The 11,620-nt window shown below is 65.4% G+C and carries 10 protein-coding genes; all 10 read right to left on the bottom strand.

Annotated elements, in window-relative coordinates; translation table 11 throughout:
• The 10 genes from L3V85_RS34405 to L3V85_RS34450 all read right to left on the bottom strand — a co-directional run bounded on the left by L3V85_RS34405 (position 1) and on the right by L3V85_RS34450 (position 11,574).
• Complete coding sequence (locus L3V85_RS34405; RefSeq protein WP_237677022.1) at positions 1-783, bottom strand: hypothetical protein; 783 nt, start codon at positions 781-783, stop codon at positions 1-3.
• On the bottom strand, positions 780-2,264 hold the full coding sequence (locus L3V85_RS34410) for an HlyD family type I secretion periplasmic adaptor subunit (RefSeq protein ID WP_237677023.1): 1,485 nt from the start codon (positions 2,262-2,264) through the stop codon (positions 780-782). The genes L3V85_RS34405 and L3V85_RS34410 overlap by 4 nt, the downstream gene beginning before the upstream one ends.
• Positions 2,261-4,504, bottom strand: coding sequence for a type I secretion system permease/ATPase (locus tag L3V85_RS34415; RefSeq protein ID WP_237677024.1), 2,244 nt, complete (start codon positions 4,502-4,504; stop codon positions 2,261-2,263). The genes L3V85_RS34410 and L3V85_RS34415 overlap by 4 nt, the downstream gene beginning before the upstream one ends.
• Positions 4,505-4,760: 256 nt before the next feature.
• Positions 4,761-5,678 carry a helix-turn-helix transcriptional regulator gene (locus L3V85_RS34420; protein WP_237677025.1) on the bottom strand — a complete coding sequence of 306 codons (918 nt, stop codon included), beginning with the start codon at positions 5,676-5,678 and terminating at the stop codon, positions 4,761-4,763.
• An 85-nt stretch (positions 5,679-5,763) separates the two neighbouring features.
• The gene (locus L3V85_RS34425) at positions 5,764-6,453 is read right to left on the bottom strand and encodes a fumarylacetoacetate hydrolase family protein (protein WP_237677026.1); all 690 of its coding nucleotides are present in this window, start codon (positions 6,451-6,453) and stop codon (positions 5,764-5,766) included.
• A 100-nt stretch (positions 6,454-6,553) separates the two neighbouring features.
• Complete coding sequence (locus tag L3V85_RS34430; protein ID WP_237677027.1) at positions 6,554-7,534, bottom strand: ABC transporter substrate-binding protein; 981 nt, start codon at positions 7,532-7,534, stop codon at positions 6,554-6,556.
• Positions 7,531-8,538, bottom strand: a complete 1,008-nt coding sequence (locus L3V85_RS34435; protein ID WP_237677028.1) for an ABC transporter substrate-binding protein — start codon at positions 8,536-8,538, stop codon at positions 7,531-7,533. The genes L3V85_RS34430 and L3V85_RS34435 overlap by 4 nt, the downstream gene beginning before the upstream one ends.
• Positions 8,535-9,359 (bottom strand): class II aldolase/adducin family protein, encoded by an 825-nt coding sequence (locus tag L3V85_RS34440; RefSeq protein ID WP_237677029.1) that lies wholly within the window; start codon positions 9,357-9,359, stop codon positions 8,535-8,537. Before L3V85_RS34440 ends, L3V85_RS34435 begins: the two co-directional genes overlap by 4 nt.
• A 60-nt stretch (positions 9,360-9,419) precedes the next feature.
• Positions 9,420-10,541: an LLM class flavin-dependent oxidoreductase gene (locus tag L3V85_RS34445; protein ID WP_237677030.1), complete on the bottom strand. Its 1,122-nt coding sequence runs from the start codon at positions 10,539-10,541 to the stop codon at positions 9,420-9,422.
• A 31-nt stretch (positions 10,542-10,572) separates the two neighbouring features.
• Positions 10,573-11,574 carry an ABC transporter substrate-binding protein gene (locus L3V85_RS34450; RefSeq protein ID WP_237677031.1) on the bottom strand — a complete coding sequence of 334 codons (1,002 nt, stop codon included), beginning with the start codon at positions 11,572-11,574 and terminating at the stop codon, positions 10,573-10,575.
• Positions 11,575-11,620 lie beyond the last annotated feature (46 nt).

Genomic DNA, 11,620 nt, shown 5'->3' on the forward strand with positions numbered 1-11,620 from the left:
TTACTCCCTTGTATAACGCCCACTGACGGTGATTGCGCCAACACAACTTCCTCCACTGACTCTTCCGGTTGTGTCGTCGCGTCTTTGATCTAAAACGATGCTGAAACTGGGTCCGGCGTAGCGGCTTGTCGCGCTCCACTCGAACATGCCCCAGACATAAGCCGGAGGCCAGGAACGGGGGCTGGCGTGTGACGAGGTATCCCCATTGATAAACCACGATCCGGTATAGATCGCAAGCTCGTAGGGATCCAGGCAGAAACCGCTCTGAGGAAGAGAGGTCACGAGCCTCAGATGCTGAAGCATGCCGCTGGACCCTTGACTGCGAGTGATTGCGTAGTACTGACCCAAGTCTCCTAACCTGTCCAAATGGAGATCCATGTAGCGCGTGCCGCTCACCGTGTATCGCTTGTAAAGGTCGAACTCAAGGTCTGTTCGCGGGCGCTCTGTCAGCGTGATGCCCATCTTCTTCTCGACCTCTTTCACGCTGGGCGGCTTCCCCTGTTTCGGGTAAAGCGAGAGCAGGTTGTCGATCATCCACTTGAGTTCGGAAGGCCAATGATCGGCAACGCGAGGATTCTGCGGAGGCAGGGGTGTGCCCTCGGGTTGCGGCACAAGTCGCATCAACGGAGCGCTCATCGATTTTCGAGACGACACCTGTTGTGGCGCAGTGCATGCGGAAAGAATCAGTGCAGTTGCTAGCACCGCCCCAATTTCAAGCCTTCGCAGATTTCTCATCTCAGTTCCGCTCTTCTTTCTAGCTAGACTTTCCACGAGGTCTTTCATCGCTCCCTCATGCTTTCACCGCTCGCCCTCTGGACGGGGCTGAGCAGGAATTCAATAACTCTTCGCTTGCCTGTCTTGATCTCCGCCGTGAGATTCATGCCCGGGCTCAGCTTGATAGGTTTTTCATCCACATCGATGGTCGTGTCGTTGAGGTTCAGCGTCACCGGGAAGATCGCCCCGCGCTTCTCGTCATTCACGGCATCTGCGGTCACCGTCTTCACGGTCGCGTTCACCGTCCCGTAGCGCGTGTACGGGAACGTCTCCAGCTTGATCGCCGCTTCCTGCATCGGGCTCACGAAGCCGATGTCCTTGTTGTCCAGCGTCACTTCGGCCGTGACCTGCGCCCCATCGGGCACGATCACCATCAGGGGCTGAGCCTCCGTGACTACACCGCCTTCGGTGTGTGCGGCCAATTGCTGCACTGTGCCGGCCACCGGCGCCTTGAGCGTCGTCAAGCGTTCACGCTGACCGGCCTTGGCCAGATCCTGCGTGCCCTGCTGGCGCTTGAGCTCGGCCGCCGCTTCCCGCGTTCTCAGGCTGTGCTTGGTCTCGGCGATGTAGGCAGCCCTCGTGTTCTCGCTCTCCCTCAGCGTGGCATTGGCCTCGGCCAGCCGTGCCCGTTGTGTCGCGAGGTCGCGCTCCAGCTCGATGCGCTCCCTCGTGCGGTCCTGGTTCGCATGACTCGACATGAAGCCTTGGTTGGCCAGTTGATGGAAGTCGGCCTCTCTTTGCCTGGCAATCGGCACCGTGGTCTCCAGCTTGGCGACCATCTCGCGCACCGTGGCGATCTCGGCCTGGCGACGGTTGATCTCTGCGGACGCTTTGGCCAGCTTGGCTGTGATGTCGCTCCACTCGTCGCTCAATTGCGCTCTGGCGGCGTCGATGTCGACCTCCGACCAGCTGCCGGGGATGTTCTTGCCAAGCTCGGGTGCGCGGGAAGCGGTTGTCGCGTTGAGCGCCTGTTGCAGCGCGCGTGTGCGCAGCACCTCGGATTGCACGGACTTCAGCTGTTCGTCAATGCTGGTCTTGTCGGCGTTCGCAGTGGTGGGGTCGAGTTCGACCAGCGGCTGGCCCGCTTCGACATGGTCGCCATCCCTGACCAGCACGCGCTTGACCACGCTCACCTCCAGTGGTTGGATGATCTTGGTGCGCTCGCTCACGATGATCTTGCCGGGCGCTACAGCCACGATGTCGATCTGCCCAAAGATGGACCACGTCAACGCAATGAGGAACAGGGCAATCAGCGCATAGGCCAGTCGCCTGGGTGCGGGGTGAACGGGGGTGTCTTGCAAGCTGAGTGCTGCGGGCAGGAACGCTGCTTCATCGGACAAGCGCCTGGGGCCGGCCAGTTCGTGGCGATGCTTCCAGGCGGCCTTGAAGACGGCCTTGTAGCGCCCCAGCAGCTCGAAGGCGGGGTGCCGCATGTTGCGCGCGTGCGGCGCGTTGGCCGCAGGGGCAGTGGTGGAAACCTCTGGCGTCATGCTGGTGCTCCCGATCCAGCCCCGTCACTCGTCTCTGTCGGATGCCCACCGCCTTGCATGTTCCACAGGTGCGCATAGATGCCCTTGGGCCGGGCCAGCAGGCTCTCGTGGGTGCCTCCTTCGACAATCTTTCCCTTGTCCATCACGATGATGCGGTTGGCGTGCCGCACGGCGGAGAGGCGGTGGGCAATGATGAAGACGGTGCGCCCCCTGCAGATGTGCGCCATGTTGCGCTGCACGATGGCCTCGCTCTCGTAGTCCAGTGCGCTGGTGGCCTCGTCGAAGATCAGGACGCGCGGGTGGGTGAACAGGGCTCTGGCGATGGCGATGCGCTGGCGCTGGCCTCCGGAAAGGCTGGCTCCCTGCTCGCCCACCATGGTGTCGTAGCCCTCGGGCAGCTCGCTGATGAATTCATGGGCGCCGGCCAGTTGGGCTGCATGAATGATGGCTTCGAGCGGTGCGGCCGGATCGACGATGGCGATGTTCTCGCGCACGCTGCGGTTGAAGAGGGTGTTCTCCTGCAAGACCACGCCCACTTGCATTCTCAGTTGTGCCGCGTCGATGAGGCTGATGTCGATGCCGTCGACCAGCAAGCGTCCCTGCTCGGGGGCATACAGGCGCTGGATGAGCTTGGTCAGCGTGCTCTTGCCGGAGCCTGAGCGCCCGACGATGCCGATGACTTCGCCGGGGCGCACGTCCAGGCTGACGCCGTTGAGCACAGGTGCCGCTTCGGGGCGGTAGCGGAAGGTCAGGTTGTCCAGGGTTACGCGACCCTTGAGCGCTGGGAGCTGCGCAGCGGTGCTCGGCGGCACCTCGGTGCGGGTGTTGAGGATGTCCCCGAGCCGGGCCATGGAGATGCCGGTCTGCTGGAAGTCGGTCCACAGCTGGGCCATGCGCATGATGGGCTGCGACACGCGCTGGGCGAACATGTTGAAGGCGACGAACTGGCCGACCGTCAGGTCGTTGTTCATCACGAGGTGCGCGCCGTACCAGAGGGTGGCTGCGTTGACTAGTTTGCCGATAAGGTTGACGCCTTCGTTGGCCCAGCTCGCGAGGTTCTGGGTTCGGAAACTGGCGGAGATGTAGGCGGCCAGTTGGTTGTCCCAACGGCGCCCGAAGGCCGGTTCGAGCGCGGTGGCCTTGACGGTCTGGATGGCGCTGACGGTCTCCACCAGCATGGCCTGGTTCTCCGCGCCGCGCGCGAACTTCTCGTCCAGGCGGCTGCGCAGGATCGGCACCACCGCCAGGCTCAGGCCGAAGTACAGTGGCATGCTGGCCAGCACGATCAAGGTCAGGGGCACGCTGTAGAACAGCATGACGGCCACGAAGACGATGGAGAAGACGACGTCCAGCAGCACCGTCAGGGCATTGCCGGTCAGGAAGCTGCGGATGTTCTCCAACTCGCGCACGCGGGCAACGGAATCGCCGACGCGCCGGGCCTGGAAGTAGGCCAGGGGCAATTGCACGAGGTGGCGGAACAGCCGTGCGCCGAGTTCGACGTCGATGCGGTTCGTGGTGTGGCTGAAGACGTAGCTGCGCAAGCCGTTGAGTAATGACTCGAAGACAACAACGACCAGCAGGCCGATGACGAGCACATCCAGCGTGGTCAGGCCGCGGTGCACGAGCACCTTGTCCATCACGACCTGGAAGAACAGCGGGCTGACCAGCGCGAACAGTTGCAGGATGAAGGAGATGAAGAGGACTTCACCGAGCAGCTTCCTGTGCTTGACGAGGCTGGGGATGAACCAGGAGAAGTCGAACTTGGCGAGGTCGCCTGCAAGGCTGGCGCGGCTGGTGATGAGGATGAGTTCGCCCGTCCAGTGTGCGGCGAAGACTTCCAGGGGTTCGATGACGGGGCGGCCGTTCGAGGAAGAGGGGTCTTGCAGCAGGACGCGTTGGGCATCGCACTGGGCAAGGATGACGAATCGTTCCTGGCCGGACTCGTCACGCAAAACTGCCAATGCGGGCAGCGGTGTCAGGGACAGGCGATCCAGCGTCGTGCGGGAGGACTTGGCCTTCAGGCCCAGATGCTTGGCTGCGCCCAGCAGCGTGGCGGTGTTGATGGGCTCGGAAGAGGCAAGGCCCAGTTGATGAGACAGCAGCGACGCATCGGCTGCAATCTGGTGGAAGCGTGCAATCGTGCACAGCGCGATGAGCGAAGGAGCCCCCGCGTCAGGTGCTTCTTGCGGGCGCGCGCGCTCCACCCCGTGCTGTTGCACGACTCCCTCCCCTATTCCCATTTGGGAACCCCCTGCTAAATTATTAGTGCAGCAAGATACCCGACTGCCAACCGGCTTACAAGCACAACCCTAAGGTGCATCAAGTCGTTCATTAAGTTGAACATGAAAGCCGTTATTAGCCTTCCTAGCCCATTGAGGAGGCCCGGTGCGAGATACACAAACGTTGCGACTCGATCGCATTACCTCCTCACTGCAAAAACGGATTGGTCGTGCATGGCTTGGCGCTGATGAAGAACAATCGTGACGAACGGCAAAGCTACCCTCTCGCGTTAGCCATATGCTCACGCCGAAAACTGCGCGGCGTGCTCCCCACCCACTGCCGGAAGCGCCGATTGAAATACGCCTCGTCCGCGAACCCGCACTGGTGCGCGATGTCCCGCACCAGCAGCGACGTGGACGACAGCAATTCCTTCGCGCGCTCGATGCGCCGCTCGGTCACGAGGTCGGTGAAGGTGCGGTCGGTTTCCTTGCGCAGCAGGTTGGCGAGATAGTTGGGCGACAGGAACGCGGCCGCGGCGGCATCGGTGAGCGACAAGGGCTTGTCGAGGTTGTCGCGCACATAGCGCACCACGCGCTGCAACGCGTCGTGCTGCGAGGTCTTGCCGTTGTGCTGCAGCGAGAGCCGCATCAGCGCCTGCTCCTGCCGCATGCAGGCCAGGGCGATGATCTGCTGCACGATGCCGCGCATGGCGATCTTGGCGCCGAAGCTGCGGCCCGCGTTCAGTGCATGCAACTCATCGAGCCAGCCGCGAACGCGCGCGAAGTCGGCCTCGTCGAAGGCGAAGTCGACGTACTCCTGGAACAGGAAGGGTGCAAGGTCGGGGTAGCGTGCGAGCGGCACGTCATCCAGGTCGAGCGCGTCGACGTCGAGTTCGGGCCACAGGAAGCGCTGGTCGAAGTTGACGATGCAGTACAGCGCCTCGGGCGGGTGCGGAATCACGTGCACCCGGTACGGCAGCACGAAGCTCAGGTGGCGCGGGCCGAAGGGACGCACCTCGCCGCCGATGGCTTGCTGAGAGTGCCCTTCGATGCCGATCTGGATCTGGAAGTACGCATGCCGGTGCGGCAGCGTGAGTTCGTTGCGCGCGCCCTGGAAGCGGATGTCGAAGTCGAGGTGGTCGGCACGCTCGTGCATGCCGTAGGTGCGGACGGACGTGGAATGAGAGGGGCGCATCGGGACTGGCGTGGCGGCGGACTTCTGCCGCGAGGGTACTACGCCGGCCAGTTTGCGGCCCGATGCGCGGGCCGTCTTCAGGCGCTCAGACGACCACGACTTCCAGTGCGCCGACGCCCGCCACGGTGCCGCGCATGCGGTCGCCGCGCTGCACGGCCGCCACGCCGGCGGGGGTGCCGGTGAAGATCAGGTCGCCGGGCTGGAGGGTGAACAGGGTCGAGAGGTAGGCGATGGTGTCGGGCACGTTCCAGATCATGTCGCCCAGGTCGCCGACCTGGCGTTGCGCGCCGTTGACTTCGAGGCGGATCTCGCCTGCCGCGGGGTGGCCTGCCTTGGCCACGGGCACCAGTTCGCCACAGGGGGCGGAGCCGTCGAAGGCCTTGCCGGTGTCCCAGGGGCGGCCCATTTTCTTGGCTTCGGACTGCAGGTCGCGGCGGGTCATGTCGAGGCCGACGGCGTAGCCGTACACGTGGGACAGGGCGTCGGAAGCAGCGATGTTCGAGCCGCCGGTCTTGAGCGCGACGACGAGCTCGATTTCGTGGTGCACATCGTTCGACAGCGTGGGATAGGCAAACTCGCCGCCGTCCGCGACGATGGCATTGGCCGGCTTCATGAAGAAGAACGGGGGTTCGCGGTCGGGGTTGTGGCCCATCTCGCGGGCATGCTCGGAGTAGTTGCGGCCCACGCAGAAGATGCGGTTGACGGGAAAGCGCGCCGATTCGCCCTGGATGGGCAGGGAATGGACGGGTGCTGGGGAAATGGCATAGGAAGTCATGCGACGACTCTAGCCAGAGGCATCCCCTGTCCCAGGGACGGATCTACGCGAGTCTTGGACTCAGCTACGGTACTTGCGTCTCTCGCCGCGCGGCCGGCCCTCAGCCAGCCACGCCGAACGCGGTATCGAAAGTCCCTTTGACATCCAGCGGCTGCTTGATGAGCCCCACCTGCCGGTAAAAGTCCGCCGTCCCCTGCTGGTCCGAGATCACTTGCGCATCGATGGCCACCCACTTCTGCTGCCGCCGCTCGAACTGCAGCTTCGCCGCCTCGGGCGGTATGCCGATGATCCGTGCCAGCGCGGCCGAGTACGCGTCGACATTGCGGTACGACCACAGCTGTGCCTTCACCACGCGCTGCAGAAAGTCCTGCAGCACCGGACGCTTGGCCGCGATCGCGCTGTCGGTGGCCGCGAGGTAGCTCAGGCCCGGCAGCAGTCCGCGGCCGCTGACCAGCACCCGCGCATGATTGCTGACCTCGGCCAGCGCCGTATACGGCTCCCACGTGGCCCAGGCGTCGACCGAACCCTGCGTGAGCGCAAGCTTGGCGTCGGCGGGCGCAAGAAAGCGGATGTTCACGTCCTCCGGCTTCAGGCCGGCCGCGGTGATGGCCTTGAGCGTGACATAGTGGCCGATGGAACCACGGTTGGTGGCGACGCTCTTGCCCCTGAGATCGCCGGCCGCCTTCAGCGGCGAATCGGGCCGCACCAGCACCGCCGTGCCGTAGGAGTCGGAGCGGTTGGCGCCGATGGCCTTCACGCGCGTGCCGGCGGCCAACGCGAAGATCAGCGGTGCGTCGCCGATGGGGCCGGAGTCGACCGCGGCCGCGTTCAGCGCTTCGGCCAGCGGCGCGGCGGCCGGGAACTCCGACCACTGGATGTCGTAGCCGAGCCCCTCGAGCCCACCCGCCGCTTCGAGCAATGCGAGCAAGCCGCCCTTTTGGTCACCCGCCTTGAGCACCGGCCGGCCCTGTGCGGAAACAAGGGCGGGTGCTGCGGCGATGGCGGCAGCCACCGACGCCCCCTGAACAAGAAACTGGCGGCGTGAACTGTGGACGGTCATGGCTGTGCGGTTGTTGCTCATGCGAGCGGGTCGAAGGAAACATGGTCGGCAAAGCGCGCCGGGTCGGTGCTCTTCTTGAGCACGCCCACGCCTCGGAAGTCGCGCGCGTAGAACTCGACTTCGTCGCGCAGCGCGCGGCCCAGCGGATGGTGCTGGTGCGTGAGCGTTCCCAGCAGCGCGCGCAGGTCTTCCACCGCCACGTTGGGCGAATACTTGGCGAAAAGCCTGGCCGATTCGTTCGGGTTCTCGGCCACGTAGCTGGAAGCTTGCGCAATGGCGCGCACCAATGCGGCGACGGTGGCCTTGTCCTTGCGCACGAGCTCGCCGCGCGCGCCGACGATGCAGCACACCTTGTCCTTGTATTCGCCCGAGAGATTGCTCGCCAACTCGACGTAGGCGCCCTGGTTGCGCTTCTCGATCAGGTAGACGTTGGGGTCGCCGTCGGCGATGGCCTGGATCTCGCCCTTCTTCACCGCCACGTCGAGCAGGTCGGCCGGGTACTGGCGCCAGGTGACGTCCTTGTCGGCGTCGATGCCGTTCTTCGCGAGCAGGATCGAAAAGAAGTTCTTGCCGGGGCTTGCGATGTCGGACACGCCGATCACCTTGCCCTTGAGACTCGCCAGGTCGCTGACGCCCGCGCTCTTCGCGCCCACCAGCCGCACGCAGCCGCCGTGCGAGCTGCCGACGATCTTCACGTCGAAGCCCGCCTCGAGCGGCTTGAGCCAGCGGTGGATCATGCCGACGGCCGCGTCGGCCTTTGCCGTGGCCAACGACTCCAGCAGCTGGTCGGTCGAGCCGGTGTAGTTGATGAGCTCGACCTGCAGGCCGTTGCGCTCGAAGTAGCCGCGCTCCTGCGCCACCACCACGGGCGACAGGCAGAACGCGGCGGCATTCCATGCGAAGGTGAGCTTGCGCGAGGACTGCGAGAAGGCCTGCGAGGCGATCAGGCCGCCGGAGGCAAGCACAGCGGCCGCGCCGCCGGCGCGCAGCACGCCGCGGCGGGAAAGGCTTGCGTTCGTCTTCACAGCAGCAATTCGGGTTCGGCTTCGACCAGGCCCTCGTAGAGGCTGTCGAAGGAATGGATCGCGCCTTCGGAGCCGCCGATCTGGCCGTGCGTGTGGCGCGCGGTGGCCGCGTCGATGGGCTGCGGCTTGCCGGCGGCCTCGGCCAGCAGCTGCGTGTGGCAGGCGTTGTCCAGCGCGATGTACCACCACGCGGCCGCCTCCACCGTCGGGCCGGCCGTCAGGATGCCGTGGTTCTTGAGGATGGCGCCCTTCCTGTCGCCCAGCGCATGCGCGATGCGGTCGCCCTCGCTGCTGTCGACCACCATGCCGGTGAAATCGTCGAACAGCGCCACGTCGTCGTGGAACACGCAACTGTCCTGCGTGAGGGTGTCGAGCTTGCGGCCCAGCGTGGACCAGGCCTTGCCGTAGGTCGAATGCGTGTGGGCCGCCGCGACGATCTTCGGGTTGTGCTCATGGATGGCTGCGTGGATGGCGAAGGCGGCCTTGTTGAGCGGCCGGTCGCCGATGACGGTCTCGCCCTTCGAATTGACGAGCAGCAAGTCGGACACCTTGATGCGCGAGAAATGAATGCCGAGCGGGTTGACCCAGAAGTGATCGGTCAGCTCGGGGTCGCGCGCCGTGATGTGGCCGGCCAGACCCTGCGCGAAACCGAACCGCGCGAACAGGCGAAAGGCACCGGCCAGGCGCTCCTGCCGATGGCGGCGCTCGGCCTCCACGGTGGGGCGCGGGGGGACGGGGTCGAACCAGTACTTCTGCTGCGGGTTCGGGTTCAGCTTCAGCGGCTGGGGGGCGTTGCGGTCGATGGAGAGAACGGCGCTCATGGGGTGTCCTATGTGTTCGGTTTTTGCTCCCTCCCCCGGAAGGGGAGGGAGAAAGTCAGGTCAGGCCGCCTTGCGGATGGAGGCTGCGCGTTGCGCAACGAGTTCGCGCGTGCGCGGAATCAACTCGCGCCCATAGTCCAGCGCATCTTCCAGCGGATCGAAGCCGCGGATCAGGAAGGTCGTCACGCCCAGGTCGTAGTAGTCCAGCAGCGCATCGGCGACCTGCTCGGGTGTGCCGACCAGTGCAGTGCTGTTCGAGCGCCCGCCGATCTCCTGCGCCACGGCGGTCCACAACCGCTTGTCGAGCCGCGAGCCCTTCTCTGCCGCGGCCAGCAACCGCTTCGCGCCTTCGCTCTGCTGCGGGCCGCCGCGGTTGTAGCCCTGCACCACGCGCAGCCGTTTGGTCTCGGCGAGGATGTTCTCCGCGCGCGCCCATGCGGCTTCTTCGGTCTGCGCCAGGATCGGACGGAACGACACCGAGAAGCGCACGCTGCGCCCATGTTTGGCTGCCTCGGCGCGCACCCGCGTGGTCAGCTCGCGCGCCTGGTCGAGCGACTCGCCCCACAGCGCGTAGACGTCGGCGTATTTGCCGGCGACCGGAATCGCTGCTTGCGAAGCCCCGCCGAAATACACCGGCACGTGCGGCTTGCCATTGCGCGTCTGCAGCGGCTTGACTTCGGAGAACGCGTTCTGGAAGCGGTAGTGCGCGCCTTCATGGTCAAAGGGGCGCTCGGCCGTCCATACCTTGTGCAGCACGTCGAGATATTCGTCGGTGCGGGCGTAGCGCTGATCGTGGTCCAGCCAGTCGCCGTCGCGGCGCTGTTCCTCGTCGGAGCCGCCGGAGATGTAGTGCACGGCGAGCCGGCCACCGCTGAACTGGTCGAGCGAGGCGAACTGCCGCGCCGCCAGCGTGGGCGCGACGAAGCCGGGCCGGTGCGCGAGCATGAAGTGGATGCGCTCGGTCACCGAGGCGGCATGGGCCACCGTGAGCGTGGCGTCGGGGCCGGTCGAATGGTGCGGCACCAGCACGCGGTCGAAGCCGGCCGTCTCGTGCGCCTGCGCGAAGGCGCGCACGTAGTCGCGGTCGAGCGCAGGACCCTTGGCCGCGTGGATTTCCGAGACCTTCTGGCCCTGGATCATGCCGATGAATTCGACGGCACCGTCTTGCTGTGGCTGGCTCATGTTGTTCTCCTTGTCGGGGGTGGAAGGGAAATCAGGCAACGGGCAGGCGCAGCACGCTCTCGAAGCTGCGGTCCCACAGGGGTCTGACGTCGGCCGGGCCGTCGAGCACGCCGATCTTCAGGAAGGTGTCGGCCACGTCCTGGTGGCTGCGCACCACGGCGTCGCTGACGGGGCCCAGGCTGTAGTCGCTGCTGCGGCCGTTGAAGAGCTCGACGATGTCGCCCACCGGCACGCGGGTCTCGGCCGACTGCGCACGGGCATACGTCAGGAAGTTGCCGTTGCTCCACGCAAAGGCGCGCTGCAGACGCTGCAGCAGGTCGGCCAGCGCGGCACGGCGCGGTGCGTCGTCCAGCGCGCGCGGATTGGCGTAGATGGGGAAGTTGCCCGACAGGTAGCCCACGCCGGTCTTGATGACGCGCGCGCCGTACTGGATGCGCGCCAGCTGGCCGTTGTAGCCGTAGATGGCCCAGGCATCGAGATCGCCGCGCGCGAAGGCCGACAGACCGTCCGACGGCGTGAGGCTCACGGCCTGGATGTCGCTGAACGACAGGCCCGCCTCGGCCAGTTGCTTGGCCAGGTAGTAGTGCGAAGTGGTGGCGCGCACATAGCCCACGCGCTTGCCCTTGAAGTCGGCGATGGTGCGGATCGGCGCGTCCTTGCGGGCCAGCGTGGCCTGGTTGTTCAGGTCTTCATGCGTTACCGCCACCAGTCTCACGCTGGATTTCTGCCGCGCCGCGAACACCGGCGGGATCTCGCTGCCCGAGCCCAGGTCGAGCGCGTCGCCATTGATGGCCTCGATATGCAGCACGCCGTTGTTGAGTTCGCGCCAGTCGATCTTGTAGGGCGTGTTGGCCTGGCCGGATGCCGTCAGCAGCGGCCGCCAGAGTCCCTTGTAGGTACCCACGCGCAACGTGACGCCCGAAAGGTCGGTCGCCGGTGCAGCGGCCCGGGTCCAGCCGGCGGAAGCCGCCGCGCCCAGTGCGGCGGCGGCTTGCAGCAGACGACGCCGGTCCAACGGGAAATCTGGTTTCATGGACCGGACCGTACCCAGAGGCGGCATGGAAGCGAACGCAGAAAAA

The organism is Variovorax paradoxus (assembly GCF_022009635.1).
GTDB lineage: Bacteria > Pseudomonadota > Gammaproteobacteria > Burkholderiales > Burkholderiaceae_C > Variovorax.